Genomic DNA, 18,165 nt, shown 5'->3' with positions numbered 1-18,165 from the left:
GAAGATTTAATCAAATAATGGTAATGATAAGATGGTTTGTAATGTTGTCTTCAGTTATGTATTTAATTAATAATTTATCGCATAAGCGCTGTAAGGTTCTTATGTTCTGTTGCTCGCTATTCTCAGTGATGACTTGATTTTTAAGTGCACGGAAATAGCGATAAACTTCTTCAAAACACTTTTAACAAATGGACGCGTTATTATGAGTAAGCTCATCAAGTTTTCAATTGCCGCTGCGGTAGTGACTATGCTTTCTGGATGTACTGGAAGCGTGTACAACAAAGAAAAGAACTGTGATTACGATTACCTGCTTCATCCGGCTGTTTCTATCTCGAAAATTATAGGCGGTTGTGGGCCAGTAGATAAATAATCAGTATTGATGATTAGCGGCCAGTCACGCCAGTTAACTGGTCGCAACACCTCTAACAACCCTGAAAAATCTGAAAGATAAACTTCTATCGTGTTGTTTTAAAGTGGTTTTATTTTATTTTGAGAGTGTTAGCTTTAAAGATGGAAAGTTTATTCTTCTTTTGTCTTGCAATGTTGCATTAGACATGCGTAAATGAACTCCAGTCTGATTTGCAGACAGTTTCAAAGTTAGTTCACAGTTTATCTCTCATCTACGTCAGTGCCGAAAATAAGCCTTTCTCTTTGAGTTTTATCTCAGTCCTGATTTTTCTCTGCGATTCAGTTCACTCAGCCTCACGGCAAAAGAAAAGGTATTAATTATGTCTAATAAAATTCTCGGTACAGTAAAGTGGTTTAATTCTGAAAAAGGTTTCGGTTTTATTACCCCTGAAAATGGTAGCAAAGATATCTTCGTGCATTTCTCTGCTATCAATGGTAGTGATTTCCGCTCCCTTGAAGAGGGTCAGCATGTTGAATTCTCCGTACAAGATGGACCGAAAGGCCCTTCAGCAATCAATGTTACAGGTCTCTAATATTAATTTGTTCACCTATTTTATGAGATGTCCTCAGTGTCAGGGCTCTCAATACCGTAAGTCAGTATTTGATGTCAGCCAAAAAAATCCTCACGGTGCGACCTGCATTTTCTGCAAGTCCACGATGATTGAGCTTAAAAATATCGCTGCATAAACGCAGGTTTGCACAACTTTTCGTGTAACGTCCTCACGCTGTATCTGAACGATGACCCCGCGTTATAACTCGAGCTGAATCGGCTCGATATCGCCATTCTGCTGTGCCGGCTGCGCGCAGCAGATTAATATCTCCCCCTCTGCCACACTGGCACTCGGCGCAGTCGTGTAGGTTACTGCTCCCTTTAGAATCCGCGTTTTGCACGATCCACAATGCCCTTCACGACAGCTGTACTCCGGGCTTAACCCACGCGCTTCGGCCAGTTCCAGCAGTGAACCGCTTTGCGGTGTCCAGCGCGCCTCTTTCAGTGATGCCATAAATTTAATCGGCACGTCATGAGTTGCAACCGCTGGCAGCGCCAGTTCGGGCTCAGCTTCATCTTTGTGGCGCTGCAGCGATGAGGGACCAAAAGCCTCCGCGTGAATGCGCTGGTCGGCGATATTGTAGCTGCGCAGCCCGTCATAAATTGCCTGCGTAAACTGCGGCGGGCCGCACAGGTAAAAGTCGTAGTCGTTGAACGGCAGCACCTGGGAAAGCAGCGCCATATCAATGCGCCCAGCGATATCGTAATCAAAACCCTGTTCCGCCTCTTCCGTCTGGCTCAGCACGCGCACCAGCTTGAATGCGCCCTGTGAAGCGGCCAGCAGCGAATCTAACTCTCGTACAAAAGGGCGCTCAGCTTTGTTGCGCGCGGACTGAATAAAATAGGTCGGGCGCATGCGCTGTTTGCGGAGTCCTTCATAAACCAGATGGCGCAGCATCGCCAGCATCGGAGTAATGCCGACGCCCGCCGCCATCAAAACGGCTGGGCGCGTCTCTTGTGCATCGATGGTGAAATCACCGGCCGGCGCACGGGTTTCAATTTGGTCGCCGACCCGAAGATGATCGTGCAGATAGCGCGAAACCACGCCATCGCGTTTGACGCTGATGCGATAAAAACCATCTGACGGCGCGACGGACAGGGTGTAGTGGCGAATAAGTGGTTTCTCAGCATCGGGTAATCGCACACGAATCGGCAAATGTTGTCCGGCCTGGTGCGGCAGTAAACCCGCGCCATCGTCCGGCATCAGATGAAATGAGCGAATCGACGCGCTCTCATCAACAATCTTCGTCACTCTGAATGGCCGCCAGCGCTGGGCCAGTTCGCTGGCGCGCAGGCGTTCGGCGGCCGATTGCCAGTCGCCGGTCATTTCTGATGCCGGTGAGATACCGCCTGCTTCCGTTTCCCAGCGCAAGGCGAGAGCGGCATGACGACGCACGATGCGGCGCGGGCGGAAGGTCCACAGCCGTTCGGCACCCTGGAATGCAGCGATTTCCGGCGAATCGAGGATCACGCTGGCATCACCGGTCATTTGCAGCGTATCGCCGCTGCGGTAATCGACAAACAGCAGCCCGGCTTTACCGTTCTGGTGGATGTTGCCGAGCGTGGAGAAAAACAGGTTGCCGTTAAAATCGGGAATGGTCAGCAGGCCATCGTCATTCACGCGCACAAAGCCGGGTTTGCCGCCGCGATGCGAGGCATCCACCTGCTGTTCATTGTAGGTGGCAACGTAAAACGCATCTGCGTTGGTCATTGTGGTGAGGGCCGGCTGATCCAGGGTGTTGAGTACTTCAATCTCACCTGTCGCAGGCTCATCGGGCGAGCGAGCAAAGCGGAAGTCGCGCAGCTGAATATAGCGCGGGCAGTTGCCAAAACTCTGTTCTACCTGTACCCGAAAGCCACCGCCAATCGCGCTCAGGAAACCGTTCATGCGGTTACGGCGACGGGTGTGCAACTCGATGCCGAGCAGGCCAACCGGTGCGCCGTCAGTGAACCCGGCAGCAGCCGGATCGCGGGGATCGGGCTGGGCGGCAATATCCAGCGTGGTGGCGTTGGGCGAGAAAATAAAACCGGGTGGGCCTTCCAGCAGCGTAGCCCAGGCATCGCCTTGCGCGTCCACGCTGCCTGCCACGATAAACGGCAGCTGCGCGTAGAAGTCACGATGCTGATCGGGCATGTAGTCGCGAATCACGCGCTGGCCGACTTCCGCCATGCGTTCGGCAACGCCCGCCTGTTGTTGCAGGGCTATTTCACCTGCATGCCATACCGGAAGTTTCTCGCCCATGATCGTTAACTCACGCGATGCTGCGCAGACCGGCAGCGGTTTGCGGGAAAGGAACAAAGCCCGGCAGCGCTTCGATACGGCGTAACAGCGCATTGACCGCCGGATAGCCAGAGAGATCCACATTGCCTTCCGGCGCGCCGATCAGGTAGCTGTACTGCGCGATATCCGCGATGGTCGGGCGATCGCCCACCAGCCATTCACGCCCGGTAAGATGTTGATCCATCAGCGCCAAAATGGTGTGCGCTCGGGCGATCACTTCGTCAGGGTTGAACGAGCGGCCAAACACGGTAATCAAGCGTGCCGCGCAAGGGCCATAAGCCAGTTCACCTGCCGCGACAGACAACCAGCGCTGCACCTGCGCCGCACCCAGTGCATCTTCGGGCAGCCACTCACTGCGGCCTGATTTTTTCGCCAGATAAACCAGAATGGCGTTGGAGTCGGAGATATACGCGCCTTCATCTTCCAATACTGGCACCTGGCCGAACGGGTTAATGGCGAGAAACGCCGGGGATTTGTGCTCGCCGTTAGCGAGGTCAACATCAATCACCTCGTGTGGCAGGTCGAGCAGGGACAGGAACAGACGTGCACGATGCGCATGGCCAGAAAGCGGGAAGTGGTAGAGTTTCATCATTAATGTCCTTTAGTGGTGGATGGGGTGATCCCAAACGCTGTCTAAAGGTTGTCATAGCCTGTGTCGCGGCAGAATAGCCGGGTTTGCGAAGTCATTATTGCGGAAAATGGAAGAATGGTGGTCAGTGCTGAAACACGGCGGCCCTGCAAAATCGTTAAACCTATTTTGCAGGGCGCGCAGTTATGCGTATCACTATTGCCGCGAGGGTTGACCGGGAACTATGAAACCACCGCACTCCCTGCCACAGCCTGAGCCTGCTGTTCGCTTTGCTGTTCTTCGCGCTGTTTCAAACGATCCCATACACGGAAGAACGGATAGTAGATCACCATCGAGATCGCCAGGTTGACCACCTGTAACACCGTGCCGGAAATGTGCCCAACGAAGCTGGATCTGGCGAGTCAGGCCGACATTTGGTTGCCGCTGCCGGATGATCCACAGGCGCGCAGCTATGGCACTCTCTGCGCGCTGGATCGACTGGAAGCGGCGCTTACGTCATTTTAATGCGTAAATTTCTGACATTAGCGTGCTGCCATCTTCCAGCAGCACTTCAACCGGTACGCGCTGATAGCCTTCGCCTTCAAACTCATCAAGCATCGACCAGTGCGCGGAAAGGTTATTCGAACTGAAGACAAAGCCGTTGACCTGCGTGCCTTCAGCAGAGAGTTCAATACCTGGAAAACCCATCGCTGCGCCCCAGCCAGCTTCATGCAAATTGCCGAGTACATAACCTGGCTGCCAGCTTCCGCCTATATTTTCCATAATATGTGCATTAGGACGGCCGGGACCGAGCGTGCCGTAAACGAAGAGACTGTGCATAAACACCCTCAGTAATAGGGGAAAGGGTTTGAATCTAACGCGGGAGGCGAGGTAAGCCAATGGCGTGTAACGTCTGCCCGTTTCTCGTTGAGTAAAGCAGACGTTACAGTCACTTAATTTACAGGTAATCCAGTATGAAGGTGGCGGTCGCCGTGAATTGTCCATGTCCAATTCGTCGGTTAAGAATGGCATCAGGCTCTCCCTGCACATAGGCCTGGAATGCCAGCACCATATTGCCTGCTTGTAATGCTTTTGCCGGGGCAGGTTTATTAATTTTCACGGCAGATCCATCTAAACCCTCAATGCCGATGGCAACACCGCGTGCTGTGCTACCCGCATCAAGGCGCAATAATCCAGGCAACGAGGAATTCTCTGTGCCTTGAAACGTTACTTCGACTTCTTTAAATACGCTGACATCGCAGTCTTCTAAATGAATAAGCAACGGACGACTGGGGGTGCGGGTGTAGCGATAAAGAAACTTATCAATGACCTCTTCAAAATCAAGTTTAATTAAGTCGTCACCCGGCCGTATAAAACAAGGTGTATCGACAAGGCTGCCACGCATAATGAGGTTTTCCGCGGCCTTGACCGCAGAGGATGTGAGCATTCCACAGCTTAACGTGAATAGGATGCTTAACAATGTGATGATTCGCTTCATGGTTAATCCTATTGGTAATCTGCAATGATTGTGGCTCGCGACGTAAAGTCACCGGCATCGGGCAACGCTGCTGGATTAGCAACAGGAACAACCGTTAAGGTGGGAGGGCGCAAAAGGTTGATGGCAATATATTGGTTTATACGCAGCGGAGAACCATTCTGCTCAACCCTTATTCCCAAACCACTTTTGTTAGTCACAACGGCGGTGTTATCAAAGCTTGTTGGCGTTCCTTGCACGCTTAAACGCACGCTTCCGGTACCCGTGCAGGCCACTGAATAAGGCACGGGACGACGGTATTTATCGCCATCGATACCACGAATAATTAAGGTGTCGAAATCGATGGTAATCGTTCCGCCACTATTTATTTCGCAGGGAATAGATTCCACAAGTGTGCCCTTAAAGGTGACATCTGTTGCTTGTGCTGATGGAAGCGCCATATATAAACAAGCCAATAACATTGCCTGCTGTCCCTTAAGGCATTTGACGTATCTCATTATTCTTCCCTATTGATACTCAACCAGCAGCGTTGACGTCGCGGTAAATGTCCCACCTGTGACAGCACCGCTGCGATTTTTGACTAATACCGCGCTTAGTAACGGTCTTGCGGGGTCGGTGAAGTTATGCCAACTGTTAACCGCCATCTTGGTACCGTTGCTTTTTAATTCAATCGCAAGATTGGCTTTACTGGTACCCAGGACGGTGGTGTCGAATGAGGCACCGCCTCCGCGTAATTGCATTTTTAGCGCTTTTGAAGTGGCTGCTGAGCAATCAAGTACATAAGGTATTGAGCGTTCATAAATCCGGCTATCAATTCGCGAAATAATAATGTCATTGCCAAAATCGATCGGTATATCCCGATTACCATTAACGATACAGGGCGGCGCTAATACTTTGACCTTCACCGTGGCGGTGGTTGAAAATGCTTGCACAGAACCGGTCAAAGGAATAAAAGCGAGTGATATCGCCAACGCGCTGCTTAAAAGCAGCGCATTTGTTCTTTTGTTTGAACGTGAATTAATCATAATTCAACCTAAAATTCACATTGGCGGAATAACTGCCGGCGCGCAGATTATCGCGTGTGCGCTCTGGAGCAATGTAATAGATCACTACGTTGCTGGCCGGTTTCAATATCAGCGGTTTACCCTTTTGCCCAAGTACGACGTTTTGGCGAAACGCATCTTTTAAGCGCAACCCCATGCCGTCTACACCCTGTGCTTTTATAAGTTGCGGGTTCGCATCATCTTCTATTCCGGTAAATGTGAAGGATACTGCAGGCTGAGCGGCATTCCAGACTAAGTTTCCTCTCACATCACGGTTTGCCGATGACGTGCGCAGGCAGTCATGCAAATAGAGTGCAACGGGGACTAAGTTGCCATTATCACCCGGAAGCTTTAGCTTGCCCGTGGCAATATTACCTAAGTCAACAGACTGATCGGCTGAACGCATATCCAGCCGGCAGGCGCTTTCGGTTAAAGTGCCGTGAGCACGAATAACACCGTAGTTGCCATCCACCAGGCCATCATCGAAACCTGCCTGCGCCACTGAAGAAAATAGCAATGCGCAGGACAGCAATGCGGATCCCTGAATCTTTCTACATCCCGTTACTGAATGTGCAGCGATGATTATTTTTCGCATCTGATCACTTCCCTGATTATTTTGGCGTTGCGCGTTTGCTGGTATCAACAGTGCAAACATTACCGCTGCATTTAAAAGTCAGTGCGGTTTGTCCGCCGTAATCATTGACGTAAACCAATACCGGCGTTGGGCCTAACGCTGCGGCGCTTCCGCCTAATTCCGCCTGACTCTTTGGTGAAACCATCAATGCATCAAATCCTTTAATAACATCGCCTTCCTTTTTCGCGCTGGCACCAATCAACGTGACGTAATAAGGCGTCGGATTGATAACGGTATATTTGTCACCACTTTTACTTAGCGTGATATTTTCCTGGAATGGCGACGCATGTTGTGCCGCCGCCGCTTCTGCTAATGCAGCAGGGCGATAAAACATTTTGATGCGTGTTTGCAGGGCGATTTGTAATACATTGGGCTTATCACTTTTTGGTGGTATCTCTCGCAGGTTGAAATAAAACAGTGATTCCCGATCTTGTGGCAGTTTTTTAAAGGCTTCAGAAGAGGAGAGAGCCTGAATTTTAACCTGGCTTTCTGCTTTAGGCTCGATGCGTTGTACTGGCGGTACCACTGTTAATGGGCTGCTGTTATCCAGTTTTTCACCTTGCTCATCTTCCAGCCAGCCCTGAGCGAGATAAGGTAATTCGGTGTTTTGGTTGCTGACGGTCAAACTCACCGATTTCTCTGAGCCGGGAAAAACAACGCGCGTTCTGTCCAATGAAATGGCAGCGGAAACCGAGTGAGCAATAAAGCTCAATGCTGTTGCAGTGAATACGTTAAGTAATATTTTTCTTTTCATCATTGACCTACAGAATAAAATGACTGGTTTATGTTTATTTATAAGCTTGCGATTTCTTCGCAAGGGAGTAATAGATTGTTCATCGTATTTTCAGGCAGATTCTTTGGCAGAGAAATTTTACATTGCTCTGCATTATTCCAACGCACCGTCATGCTATCGCCTGCATTGATTCCGCTCAGATACACACTGCCATCATCATTAACGATGCCCGTTTCCTGGTTTTTTATATTCAGCACGGTGGCCCCAAACGGCGGTGCACTGCCATCAGCCAGGCGTATCACCGCCATGGCTTTTTCACCGGAGATGACTTTGAATTTACGATAGCCAATCGCGCCTTCCGTCAACGTACCTTGCACCACGGATTGGCTGGCTTCGACGTTATCTGCCAACTTATCGAGGTTGATTCGCACGCTGTTGCGGTAGTAGCTACTGACATCGCTCACCACAGCGTTACCGTAACGGTTGGTATAAACTGGATTGCCATAACCGCCGACAGGCACACCGGCAACGCCATCGCCATCGGTGTCCACTAACATCCTTGTCCCGCCCATAATATTGCTGCGATGTAATGCACCGCCTTTAGGGGTGAGCGTTGCACCACCTTGCATGGAAACACCTAAGGCGCTGTATTGACCTTCGCGATAGCTGGCCGAGGTGTTTACCTGCGCCAGCGTGCCGTTATGGGTGTAATAGCCACTCAGGTCGGCGCCCTGGCGTGCAACACCGGTACTCACTTGATACGAGTCAGCATCGCCCACGCGACTGTAATAACTCACGCTTTGACGGTTATCCCCCCTGGCATAGGAACCGTTGTAACTTACCGTTCCAGAGGCGCCCCAGGGCAAAGACAGCGACATATACATGCCGTCATCATGGGTGTTATTGAATTTGTTGCGATAGGCCGTCATGGAAAGACTCAGATTCCTAAAGCGGCCAAGATCGAAATAACGCGAAAGCGAAAAGTCGTAGCGGTCGTTAGCAGGCTGATTCCAGTACGTCTGGTGGTTGTAATTCACATATGCGGTCAGGTTCAGCGATTCAAACTGTTGATTCAGCGAGATGGTATACATCTCTTTGCTGCGTCCAGCGGTGATATCGCCATCCCGTGCATCCAGATATTCGGCCATGGAACGGAAGCCACTATCGGAAAAACGATAGCCGGCGAACGTCACCTGACTTCCGGTTTGATCAAAACGTTTGGCGTAACTCAGGCGATAAGACCCTCCGCGTTGCGTATCCTGAGCCGGTACCTTGGCTTGCGACAGGGTGACGTCTGATGAAATGGCGCCAAATGCCAGTAAATCACGCCCTACACCAACGGAAAGCGCGTTGTAATCTTCTCCACCAATGCCGCCGCCATACAGTGACCAGCCGTTACTCACCCCCCATGAAAGCTCACCGGTCGCAAACATCGGACCATCGACACGGTGCTTCCAATCTGAGGGCTTGCCCACGGCGGTTTTAAAACGCACTTGTCCCGGTCGGGTGAGATACGGGATGGTGGCAGTGCTAACCTGATATTGCTTTACGCTGCCATCCTGCTCTTCAACGCGTACATCGAGATTACCGGAAACTCCACTATCCAGATCCTGAATACGGTATGGACCGGCAGCGACTTGTACCTCTTTGATGATGCGGCCTTGTTGACTGATGGTGATTTTGGCATTGCTCTTTGCCACGCCGCTGACTTCCGGCGCATAGCCACGCAAGTTCGGGGGCAACATGTTGTCATCGGATACCAAACTCAATCCGGTGAAACGGAAGCTGTCGAAGATGGCCGAGCTTAGGTAATCCTCACCCATGATAAATCTTGCACCGAGCTTGCTCAGGGCGCGATAAGCGTAGAATCGGCTCCAGTCCCAGCTTCGCGTTCCTGATTCATGATTATTGCCGCTGCGGCGATCGTAACGGGACTGCCAATCTGCGCGTACCCGCCAGGCGTCAAAGTTGGCACCCGTCGTGCCGTTACCCGATAAATTTGTGCCGCTGCCTTCGCCCGCCCCGTTTTGTTGCAGGGTTTGCAGGCTGAGATTGTAGTCAAAGAGTGCGCCAGTAATGCCTTCTTCCCAACGAGCAGGCGGATCCCAATAGGGGCTGCTGTACTCCAAATAGGCTTGCGGGATGCTAACGAACAGCGCTGATTTTCCTAAATCACCACGAGCTTCCATACCCTTTATGCTGTCCAGATTGAGACACTGCTGGTTATGCCACCACGTGAGACTCGCCAATGTGGTCTCTTTCAGGCCAAACTGCTCCACCATCTCCGGTGAAATGCAGGCTACGCTCTCATTAACGTTATTTTCTGCTGGGTAGAAGTGAATCTGCCGCTCAGGCAAGGTGTTCGCATTAAGATCAATCGCGAGGGTATAGGCTCCCGGTAAAATAAAGCCCTTACGCGAGAACTGGCTTAAATCGATATTGCTTCGATCTTTGAGATCAAGGACATCTGTATTGAACTGCACATCACTGGCAGCTTTAGAGGTCGATAATTCCCCAATGAATAATGTTGTCCCAACTGCGGTGATAAAAAAAAGAGAAGCCGCATTGCGCGGAAAACGTAACAGCATGATGGCGTGCCCCGTTAGTTATAATCTATTCTGAAACGGATAGTTAATTGATGATCGCCAGCTTGTAATATTTCCTGGTTACCGACTAAGTTGAGCGTGTACTTAAGATGCATATTCTCAACGATGAGATCGCCATCAGGCAGATGTACACCTGGCGTTGCAACATTCCCTATAAGATCACTGATCTTGACGGAAACTCCGCTGGCAGTACCTGCTGTTTTAAAGTGACCTTTGTCATTTTCACCATCAAACATGACTTTAAAGTTTTTCCAGTCTGGCTTACTGGGATCCAGGCGGGTCAGGACGCAACCGAATAAACGAATGGAGAACTCTTTTTTAGGCCCTTGACCATCCCTCATGATTTTACTAATTGGATGGTTTCCCATATACAGGGTTTGATCGCGATCGCCAACTTCAATTGCACAAGGCGTTTCCACAATTGAACCTGTCATATTTACACGACCAAAACCTTCGTTATTCGCGAAGGTGAGATAGGGCGTTCCCAAGGTGCTGCACAATACCAGGAATGGGGCCACATAACGTAATAATAAGGGCTTCCAATACATCAATATGCTCCAGAATACGGTACAGATTAAAAAACCTGCGACAGGCACGCCGCAGGTAAATAGGTCATGCGTTTTATTAGTTGTAATTCAGCACGAAATTAGTCGGTACCTGGAAGCTACCAGGCACGATGGTCGTCGTGGCCCCACCACCTTTAAGACGTGCTGCGAAGGCCAGGGTGTTGTTGCCATTGATCACCGTCTGGCCTGAAGAGGCAGTGTTCAGTTTGACCTTTACACCATCGCCATCAGTCAGGACAACGGAGGCTCCGCTGGCATCACCACCGACCAGCGCCAGGCTTTCAGAATCATAAGGTGAGGCTGCGCCGGTAAAGGTGACAGTCACTTTGTCTTTGGTGCCGGGCGTAGCGATAACACAGTCTTCCAATTCAATGTTGAAGGGTTTTGGGCTAGATGAACCTGTATTTCCGTTCGCCGCCAATGCTACGTTGGAAATAGCACCAAGAGATACCGTTTGATCCAATGAACCCGGCGCGATAGAACAAGGTGCATCAATAATCGAGCCGGTAAAGGTGACTTTTCCGGTACCACTTGCAGCATGGGTAGAGGAAACAGCAAACAGGCTTAACATAGATAAGGCAATAATACTCTTTTTCATTTAATGTCTTCCATTTGGTTTAGTACCCATATTTTATTATTGATAAATATGGTGTTCACTAATATTGCATCAGGCGCATGCGCGATGATTTACGCTTTTGATCTGATAAAATATTAGTATTTGCACACTGCTATCAGGTGCTCCTGGAACATGCAAATACAGATCTGCATGTTTCATTCTGCTCAGCCTTTTATTTATTTTTAGTGGCGTCGTTGGGGGCATTATGGAGGGAGGGTTGCTTGATGAAAATAAGATTTGTTTTGTGTTGGTGTAGTGAGTGAATGGGCTATTTGTCAGGGATGTATTACATGTGAAGAAATAAGGGGGCTTTCTTAGGGTTTTGAATAAGAGTGAACGATGGAACCCATTGCTAAAAACTATAACATTGCGAAATGAGTGTTACTGTGAGCAGTGTCGTAATTATTACGAGAGTAATTAATGATTATTGCTAATAATATAAAAATATCTTCACTTGCTGAATCTTAACAGGAATGCCCACCCCCATACCCTGTGTGGGCAGGGTTGCTGTTATCGGCTCAACACCTGCGCACCGGCGTTTTTCTCCAGCCGCCAGACATCGAACAGAGACATCAATACCAACAAAGCCACACCCGCGAAAGCGATACGAATATCGCTCTGTTCAATGGTGGCATGCTCCTGCCACAGCATCGAACCGCGCAAGAACAGAGCGGCTAATGCAATGCCGGCGCTCATGCTGAACTGGAAGAAGATGCTGAACACCACGGAGGCATCACTCATTTTGGTTTGCGGCACATCAGCAAAGCCTAAACTGTTGTAACAGCTGAACTGAAGCGAGCGCGATAATCCGCCAATAAAAAGAATGGCAGCAATTGCGAAATAGCCAAGGGAAGAGCTGAGCAGCAAACAGCCCAGCATCGCTGCCAGACTGATGACGCCGTTAACCATCAATACCTGACGGAAACCAAAGCGTTTCATCAGCCAGATGGTGGCCGGTTTCATTGCCAGATTTCCGGCAAACACCCACAGTACCATGGCACCCGCTTGTGCCGCGCTCCAGCCGAATCCCAATTGGAACAATAGCGGAAGAAGGAAGGGCACTGCATTTATCGACGCGCGGAAAAACGAACCGCCCACCACTGCGTTGCGGAAGGTGTTAATGGTGAGCGCGTTAAACGGCAGTAATGGTTGCGGATGGCTAAAGCTGTGACGATAGGCCATAACGCTACACAATATCCCGGCCAACAGCAGCGGGATACCGAGGCTGAGATGCATTTGGCCCAGGGCTTCCAGCGCGATGATCAACGCCGTACAGGCGGTGGCCGTGAGGACGAAACCCCGCACATCAAAGGGGCGTAACAGCTCTGCTTTGAACTGCGGCACCAGATAGCCAGTGGCGATAATAGCGAGGATGCCAAGAGGAATATTCAGCCAGAAGATCCAGGGCCAATGCCCGTAAGTCACAATCAACCCACCCAATGGCGGGCCGAGTACGGGGGCGATCAATCCAGGCCAGGTAATAAAGGCGATGGTTTTCACCATGTCTTTCTTTTCGGTGACGCGTAGCACCACCATACGCCCCACCGGCACCATCATCGCGCCGCCGATGCCCTGCAAAATACGGCTCAGGGTGAACATCGGTAACGTGTCGCTGAGGCCGCACAGCACCGAGGCGAGGGTAAAGATCAAAATGGCGCAAGCAAACACGGTACGTGCGCCGAAACGCTCCGCCAACCAGCCGCTCGTGGGAATGCCTACGGCGACAGCCAGTAAATAGGCACTGACACCCACATTCAGCGCCACCGGGCTGGCGGTGAAATCCCGCGCCATTTGAGGGATCGCGGTGGTCATCACCGTGGCGTCGAGGTTTTCCATAAAGAAGGTCACTGCGACCAGCAGTGCCAGCAGCATGGTGTGATTCGGCTTAGTGCCAGGTTGTGTCATAACGTCCCTGAATATTCGATAAATCAAGAAAGTGAAGGCGTATTATTTTTGAGCACAACTGCGTCACATGCAAGCAACATATTGTGAAAAACCCGGCTATTGCCGGGTTGCGAGAGGTAACTATAAGGATATGAATTATAACGTGAATGTTGTTAGAGAAGATTTATCACAATCGTACCGCTGCCGCTCTTATCGCCAGGCGTTGGATTGGTCGCTTTGAGCGTGGAAGCGACAGTATGGGCTGACGTGCCGCTGGGTAAAGAAATCGTTCCAGAGCTGCGGCCATCAAAGGTGAGGGTTGATGTCACTCCACCTCCCAAATTGATGGTGCCGCCCAGGCTTGCAATGGTGGCAGAGGTTGCCCGATTACAAATGACATTGATTGAAACGCTATCCCTTTTACCATTAACCTGGCCCGCTTGCAGTGTGCCATGGTCGATGTTTGGTGAACCTGAAAATGAGCAACTGGTGGGGACCGGAGGAGCTGACGCTGCCCGGCACACAGTACCGGGCTGATTTTGATAATCAGTGCCGGGGAAGTATGCGCTGAGTGCGCCAGCGCCACCAACACAAACAGAATAAGGCGGGCTTCCAGAAGTAAAATGAGTCAGTGTGCCACTGCCTGGATGAGTCCTTAAAAATGCGCTGTTGGCCTCCGCCCAAGTCGCCCTGGTGGATACGAAAACGTAGCGCACGCCTCTTACGACGCGCGCTGAGCCGTCAGAATTATCAATAACCCAAATGCCAAAAAAACATCCCGCCCCCCCTGTCCTGCAAACAGGGCCAGTGGTGGGGTTTCCACCTGAGGTGCTGCTATAGCTAAGGGTGACGTTGTGACTACTATCGTATGATGCACTGGTGATGGATATGACAGCATGGGCGCTGAATGAAGAGAGTAAGAAAATGAGCGAAAATAAAAAGGGTATTTTTTTCATTTTAATCCTGGTTGAATTTTAAATCAGTTATCAACATGTTGATATTTTTTTTGATTTTTCGGGGGCATTTAACTGATTTATTCTGGCGGATTTCTATTTACCAATCTGGCAGGTGGGGATCTTATTTGAGTACTACTATTCTGTTTCTAATGTCATGCGTTCCCTACAATCGAGAGACGGTTTCATTTGACTGGAAAATTTAGCAGTATGAATTTGTGAGGAATGGATGGTGTGATGCCATCATGTTTTAAGAGAAGCAATGTTCAGAATATTTAAAAAGCGTTTACGCCGTTTCAGCAGCGTAAACGCATCAATACCTTACTTCTTATCCGCAGACAGCGACTCGCGAACCTTCTGCACCTCTTTTGCCGAAACCGCCGGCGCATCATTGCTCCAGCCGCTGCGCACAAACGTAGCCAGTTGCGCGACTTGCTCATCGCTGAGACGTCCTGAGAAGTCCGGCATCGCCATCACAGAAGGCGCTTTCGGCGTAGACGGAGTCTGCGCACCCTGCAGGATAATGTTGATGAGTCCAGTAGGATTATCTGCTGTCACAATGTCGCCGCCGTTCAGGCGCGGGAAGATGCCTTTCGCCCCGTTGCCATCGGTCCAGTGACAGGCCTCGCAGTTGTTCATGTACAACATTTGGCCCGCGTTCAGATTATGTCCCTGCGTCAGGAAGTCAGCGGTTTTCTGCGTTTCCTGATCGACAGCAGCACGACGGTTTTTCACTGGCACATCCGCAGGCAATGACTTCAGGTAGCGGGCAATCGCCTGCAAATCCGCATCATTCATATGCTGCATGCTGTGTTCCACCACACCCGTCATCTCGCCGCCAACGGAGGCAAAGTCGTTACGCCCGGTCGCCAGATAGTCGGTGATATCTTTCACGCTCCAGGTCGGCATGCCGCGCAGAGCAGGCACCGGCCAGCCGTTGAGTTCGCCACCTGCCAGATAATGCGGGTTGGATTCGTTGAGCGCTTTTTTCTGCATGCCGATACCGCGCGGCGTGTGGCAACTGCCGCAGTGACCCAAGGTTTCCACCAGATACTTGCCGCGATTCAGTTCTTCAGGTGCCGTTGGCAGGGAGGTAAATGGCTTATCTTCGGTAAACGCTTTATTCCAGAACCACATACCCCAGCGCTGACTGAAAGGGAACATCAGCGAGGTTTCCGGTGCTTTTTCCACTACCGGCTGCACGCCCTTCATAAAGTAGACATATAGCGCATGGATATCTGCATCGGTGACGCCACGGTAGTCGGGATAGGGCATGGCCGGATAGAGATTTTTACCATCGCGGCGCACGCCTTTGCGCACGGCATCGGCAAACTCCTGCTCGGTGTATTCACCAATACCCGCCTTAGGATCCGGGGAGATATTGGTGGAATAAATCACCCCCATCGGGCTGGCAATCGCCAAACCGCCGCCGAAGGCTTTCCCACCGTCTGTCTTCCACGCGGTAGCGGCGATATCAGGCTATCAATATGGCGCGAATATCATTCACATTGGTGAGCGTCGGGCCCGTGATCACTAAATCCCCGGTGGAGTGAAAATAGCTGTAGCTGTCATGAGCATCCAGATAGGCCGAGGCACTTAGGCCGTTGATCTTGCCGCGTGCCAGCGTATCGGGATACACCAACGCACCCGCCGCATCTTCGGTGCCATCAATACCATCGGTATCACCCGCTACCGCCCAGATGCCACTTTCACCCTGCAATGCGCAGGCCAGATTGAGCAGAAACTCGGTATTGCGTCCGCCTTTGCCCGCCCGCCCGTTTGCCACAGTGACCGTGGTTTCGCCGCCGGAAAGCAGCACAGCGGGCCCGACAACGGGATGACCGTACTGCTTTACCGACCGGGCAATACCGGCCATCACCACCGCCACTTCACGGCTTTCACCTTCGATGGCATCGCCGAGAATCAAGGGGGTCAGCCCTTGCGCGCGGGCGGCCAACGCTGCAGCCTGCAACGCGAGTGCAGGTGCCGCAATCAGCCTGACCTCACTGTTCGCGGCATTTTCCACCGGGCGGGTCGGCTGGTTCAGTACCTTACGCACCGCTTCCGGCACTGCGATGCCATAGCGCTCCAACACCCTGAGCGCATCGCGCGGCGTACTCTGGTCGGCAACGGTAGGGCCAGAAGCCACATCCGTCGGGTTATCACCCGGCACATCGCTGATAATCAGTGACACGATGCGCGCCGGTTGGGCCAGCGCCGCCAGCTTGCCGCCCTTCACCGCAGAGAGATGACGGCGAACCAGATTCATCTCTTTGATGTTGGCGCCGCTGTGCAGCAGGGCGCGGGTAATCGTCTGCTTATCGGCCAGCGTTAATCCCGGTGCGGGGAGCGCCATCAGCGCCGATCCTCCACCAGAAATCAGCGCCAGCACCAAATCATCCGGGGTTAACCCGCGCAGCGTCTCCACAATCAGCATCGCGGCGGTTTCGCTCATGGCATCAGACACCGGATGTGCTGCCTCAAGAATACGGATGCGGCCCGCGGGTACGGCATGGCCGTAACGCGTCACCACCACGCCCGAGACATCCACATCTGGCCAGGCCGCATCCACCGCTGCCGCCATCGCAGCGGAGGCTTTACCGGCACCAATCACCACGCAACGTCCGCGTGGCTTTTCCGGCAGGTTGGGGGGGATCACCGGTCCGGCGCGGGCGCTGTCGACAGCGTGCTGAAAGATATCGCGCAGGATCTCTGCGGCCTGTTCATTTCTCATGATTATGCGGTCTCGGCGACGTTGGCTTTGGCTTCGATGAATTGCACGACGGCTCGCGTCACGTCAGCGGTATTGGCGGTGCCACCGACATCCGGCGTCAGAATGCCCTGTTCGCACACGTACTCAATGCCTTCCATGATCAGCGCTGCCGCATCAGGTTCGCCGAGGTGCTCCAGCATCTGCACCGCCGTCCAGAAGGTGGCAATCGGGTTAGCGATGCCTTTGCCGGTGATATCAAACGCCGAGCCATGAATCGGTTCGAACATGGAAGGGAAACGGCGTTGTGGATCAATATTGGCGGTCGGTGCCACGCCCAGACTGCCCGCCAACGCACCGGCCAGATCGGAGAGGATGTCGGCGTGCAGGTTGGTGGCGACAATGGTATCCAGCGTCTGCGGGTGCAGCGTCATGCGGTGCGTCATCGCATCGACCAGCATTTTGTCCCACTGCACATCCGGGAACTCCAGCGCCACTTCAGCGGCAATCTCATCCCACATCACCATGCCGTGACGCTGGGCGTTAGATTTGGTCACCACGGTCAGCAGTTTGCGTGGACGTGACTGCGCCAGTTTAAAGGCATAACGCATGATACGGGTGACACCAACGCGGGTGAAGATCGCCACTTCGGTGCCCACCTCTTCCGGCAAGCCACGGTGCGCACGACCGCCGTTACCGGAATATTCACCTTCTGAGTTCTCACGTACGATGACCCAATCCAGATCGCCTGGACCACGGTTGCGCAGCGGCGAGGTGACGCCCGGCAGAATTTTGGTTGGCCGTACGTTGGCGTACTGGTCGAAGCCCTGGCAAATCGGCAGACGCAGGCCCCACAGCGTAATGTGGTCAGGCACATCCGGCGCACCTACCGCACCGAAGTAAATGGCATCGAATTTTTTCAGCGTGTTCAGGCCATCTTCCGGCATCATCACGCCATGTTTTTTGTAGTAATCCGAACCCCAGTCAAACGTCTGCACATCAAACTTCAACTGTGGATTTTGACGCGTCAGCGCCTGCAGCACTTCCACGCCCGCTGAAATCACTTCCGGGCCGATACCGTCGGCAGGAATCGCGGCAATTTTGTAGTTACGCATAGT

At 51.9% G+C, this 18,165-nt stretch carries 18 protein-coding genes and 2 pseudogenes; 3 read left to right on the top strand and 17 right to left on the bottom strand.

All coding sequences use genetic code 11. The features are described from left to right. The first annotated feature begins 202 nt into the window (after window positions 1-202). Together IAE30_RS12295 and IAE30_RS12290 are read left to right on the top strand one after the other, a co-directional pair. Window positions 203-370 (top strand): YhfL family protein, encoded by a 168-nt coding sequence (locus IAE30_RS12295; protein WP_200679828.1) that lies wholly within the window; start codon window positions 203-205, stop codon window positions 368-370. A gap of 358 nt (window positions 371-728) precedes the next feature. Then, window positions 729-941 carry a cold shock domain-containing protein gene (locus IAE30_RS12290; RefSeq protein ID WP_200679826.1) on the top strand — a complete coding sequence of 71 codons (213 nt, stop codon included), beginning with the start codon at window positions 729-731 and terminating at the stop codon, window positions 939-941. A 216-nt stretch (window positions 942-1,157) separates the two neighbouring features. Here IAE30_RS12290 and IAE30_RS12285 read toward each other — a convergent pair whose 3' ends face one another. The 3 genes and pseudogenes from IAE30_RS12285 to IAE30_RS12275 form a co-directional block, all read right to left on the bottom strand. Next, window positions 1,158-3,200, bottom strand: coding sequence for a pyridoxamine 5'-phosphate oxidase family protein (locus tag IAE30_RS12285; protein WP_200679824.1), 2,043 nt, complete (start codon window positions 3,198-3,200; stop codon window positions 1,158-1,160). Window positions 3,201-3,210: 10 nt separating this feature from the next. Beyond that, complete coding sequence (locus IAE30_RS12280) at window positions 3,211-3,828, bottom strand: glutathione S-transferase family protein (RefSeq protein ID WP_200679969.1); 618 nt, start codon at window positions 3,826-3,828, stop codon at window positions 3,211-3,213. Window positions 3,829-4,049: 221 nt separating this feature from the next. Then, window positions 4,050-4,208, bottom strand: a pseudogene (locus tag IAE30_RS12275) (oligo-beta-mannoside permease IIC protein); the annotation flags it as partial. Between IAE30_RS12275 and IAE30_RS12270 the strand changes: the two are divergent. Next, entirely contained in the window at window positions 4,174-4,332 is a 159-nt protein-coding gene (locus IAE30_RS12270; protein WP_200679822.1) for a hypothetical protein, read from the top strand. The pseudogene IAE30_RS12275 and the gene IAE30_RS12270 sit on opposite strands and share 35 nt — an antisense overlap. On the opposite strand, the gene IAE30_RS12265 is transcribed toward IAE30_RS12270, so the two are convergent. The 14 genes and pseudogenes from IAE30_RS12265 to IAE30_RS12200 all read right to left on the bottom strand — a co-directional run bounded on the left by IAE30_RS12265 (window position 4,324) and on the right by IAE30_RS12200 (window position 18,162). Then, window positions 4,324-4,647, bottom strand: a complete 324-nt coding sequence (locus IAE30_RS12265; protein ID WP_200679820.1) for a gamma-glutamylcyclotransferase — start codon at window positions 4,645-4,647, stop codon at window positions 4,324-4,326. The genes IAE30_RS12270 and IAE30_RS12265 overlap by 9 nt on opposite strands. Window positions 4,648-4,765: 118 nt before the next feature. Further along, window positions 4,766-5,305 carry a fimbrial protein gene (locus tag IAE30_RS12260; RefSeq protein WP_200679819.1) on the bottom strand — a complete coding sequence of 180 codons (540 nt, stop codon included), beginning with the start codon at window positions 5,303-5,305 and terminating at the stop codon, window positions 4,766-4,768. A gap of 8 nt (window positions 5,306-5,313) precedes the next feature. Beyond that, window positions 5,314-5,799, bottom strand: a complete 486-nt coding sequence (locus IAE30_RS12255; protein WP_200679818.1) for a fimbrial protein — start codon at window positions 5,797-5,799, stop codon at window positions 5,314-5,316. Between the two features lie 9 nt (window positions 5,800-5,808). Beyond that, on the bottom strand, window positions 5,809-6,327 hold the full coding sequence (locus IAE30_RS12250; protein ID WP_052059356.1) for a fimbrial protein: 519 nt from the start codon (window positions 6,325-6,327) through the stop codon (window positions 5,809-5,811). Further along, window positions 6,320-7,000 carry a fimbrial protein gene (locus tag IAE30_RS12245; RefSeq protein WP_234472746.1) on the bottom strand — a complete coding sequence of 227 codons (681 nt, stop codon included), beginning with the start codon at window positions 6,998-7,000 and terminating at the stop codon, window positions 6,320-6,322. Before IAE30_RS12245 ends, IAE30_RS12250 begins: the two co-directional genes overlap by 8 nt. Further along, window positions 6,957-7,733, bottom strand: a complete 777-nt coding sequence (locus tag IAE30_RS12240) for a fimbria/pilus periplasmic chaperone (RefSeq protein ID WP_200679965.1) — start codon at window positions 7,731-7,733, stop codon at window positions 6,957-6,959. The genes IAE30_RS12245 and IAE30_RS12240 overlap by 44 nt, the downstream gene beginning before the upstream one ends. Before the next feature lie 38 nt (window positions 7,734-7,771). Then, window positions 7,772-10,300: an outer membrane usher protein gene (locus IAE30_RS12235; protein ID WP_200679817.1), complete on the bottom strand. Its 2,529-nt coding sequence runs from the start codon at window positions 10,298-10,300 to the stop codon at window positions 7,772-7,774. Between the two features lie 14 nt (window positions 10,301-10,314). Further along, window positions 10,315-10,866 carry a fimbrial protein gene (locus IAE30_RS12230; RefSeq protein ID WP_200679816.1) on the bottom strand — a complete coding sequence of 184 codons (552 nt, stop codon included), beginning with the start codon at window positions 10,864-10,866 and terminating at the stop codon, window positions 10,315-10,317. Between the two features lie 76 nt (window positions 10,867-10,942). Continuing rightward, a complete protein-coding gene (locus tag IAE30_RS12225; RefSeq protein ID WP_038644796.1) occupies window positions 10,943-11,482 on the bottom strand; it encodes a fimbrial protein in 540 nt (179 codons plus the stop codon). A 528-nt stretch (window positions 11,483-12,010) separates the two neighbouring features. After that, complete coding sequence (locus IAE30_RS12220; RefSeq protein ID WP_038644797.1) at window positions 12,011-13,405, bottom strand: MFS transporter; 1,395 nt, start codon at window positions 13,403-13,405, stop codon at window positions 12,011-12,013. Between the two features lie 152 nt (window positions 13,406-13,557). After that, the gene (locus tag IAE30_RS12215) at window positions 13,558-14,340 is read right to left on the bottom strand and encodes a hypothetical protein (RefSeq protein ID WP_200679815.1); all 783 of its coding nucleotides are present in this window, start codon (window positions 14,338-14,340) and stop codon (window positions 13,558-13,560) included. Between the two features lie 318 nt (window positions 14,341-14,658). Then, window positions 14,659-15,783: pseudogene (locus IAE30_RS12210) on the bottom strand (cytochrome c); the annotation flags it as partial. A 28-nt stretch (window positions 15,784-15,811) separates the two neighbouring features. Beyond that, a complete protein-coding gene (locus IAE30_RS12205) occupies window positions 15,812-17,071 on the bottom strand; it encodes a glycerate kinase (RefSeq protein WP_200679814.1) in 1,260 nt (419 codons plus the stop codon). A 2-nt stretch (window positions 17,072-17,073) separates the two neighbouring features. After that, window positions 17,074-18,162, bottom strand: coding sequence for a tartrate dehydrogenase (locus IAE30_RS12200; RefSeq protein WP_200679812.1), 1,089 nt, complete (start codon window positions 18,160-18,162; stop codon window positions 17,074-17,076). Window positions 18,163-18,165 lie beyond the last annotated feature (3 nt).

The organism is Pantoea sp. S61 (assembly GCF_016625145.1).
Classification (GTDB): Bacteria; Pseudomonadota; Gammaproteobacteria; order Enterobacterales; family Enterobacteriaceae; genus Pantoea; species Pantoea rwandensis_B.
Note: the sequence above shows the minus strand (reverse complement) of the source record. Positions and strands in the feature narration are given on the sequence as shown.

Bases quoted from the DNA above. Each gene is read 5' to 3' on its own strand.
- IAE30_RS12295 (WP_200679828.1), top strand. From the start codon at position 203: ATGAGTAAGCTCATCAAGTTTTCAATTGCCGCTGCGGTAGTGACTATG.
- IAE30_RS12290 (WP_200679826.1), top strand. From the start codon at position 729: ATGTCTAATAAAATTCTCGGTACAGTAAAGTGGTTTAATTCTGAAAAA.
- IAE30_RS12285 (WP_200679824.1), bottom strand. From the start codon at position 3,200: ATGGGCGAGAAACTTCCGGTATGGCATGCAGGTGAAATAGCCCTGCAA.
- IAE30_RS12280 (WP_200679969.1), bottom strand. From the start codon at position 3,828: ATGAAACTCTACCACTTCCCGCTTTCTGGCCATGCGCATCGTGCACGT.
- IAE30_RS12265 (WP_200679820.1), bottom strand. From the start codon at position 4,647: ATGCACAGTCTCTTCGTTTACGGCACGCTCGGTCCCGGCCGTCCTAAT.
- IAE30_RS12260 (WP_200679819.1), bottom strand. From the start codon at position 5,305: ATGAAGCGAATCATCACATTGTTAAGCATCCTATTCACGTTAAGCTGT.
- IAE30_RS12255 (WP_200679818.1), bottom strand. From the start codon at position 5,799: ATGAGATACGTCAAATGCCTTAAGGGACAGCAGGCAATGTTATTGGCT.
- IAE30_RS12250 (WP_052059356.1), bottom strand. From the start codon at position 6,327: ATGATTAATTCACGTTCAAACAAAAGAACAAATGCGCTGCTTTTAAGC.
- IAE30_RS12245 (WP_234472746.1), bottom strand. From the start codon at position 7,000: ATGTTTGCACTGTTGATACCAGCAAACGCGCAACGCCAAAATAATCAG.
- IAE30_RS12240 (WP_200679965.1), bottom strand. From the start codon at position 7,733: ATGAAAAGAAAAATATTACTTAACGTATTCACTGCAACAGCATTGAGC.
- IAE30_RS12235 (WP_200679817.1), bottom strand. From the start codon at position 10,300: ATGCTGTTACGTTTTCCGCGCAATGCGGCTTCTCTTTTTTTTATCACC.
- IAE30_RS12230 (WP_200679816.1), bottom strand. From the start codon at position 10,866: ATGTATTGGAAGCCCTTATTATTACGTTATGTGGCCCCATTCCTGGTA.
- IAE30_RS12225 (WP_038644796.1), bottom strand. From the start codon at position 11,482: ATGAAAAAGAGTATTATTGCCTTATCTATGTTAAGCCTGTTTGCTGTT.
- IAE30_RS12220 (WP_038644797.1), bottom strand. From the start codon at position 13,405: ATGACACAACCTGGCACTAAGCCGAATCACACCATGCTGCTGGCACTG.
- IAE30_RS12215 (WP_200679815.1), bottom strand. From the start codon at position 14,340: ATGAAAAAAATACCCTTTTTATTTTCGCTCATTTTCTTACTCTCTTCA.
- IAE30_RS12205 (WP_200679814.1), bottom strand. From the start codon at position 17,071: ATGAGAAATGAACAGGCCGCAGAGATCCTGCGCGATATCTTTCAGCAC.
- IAE30_RS12200 (WP_200679812.1), bottom strand. From the start codon at position 18,162: ATGCGTAACTACAAAATTGCCGCGATTCCTGCCGACGGTATCGGCCCG.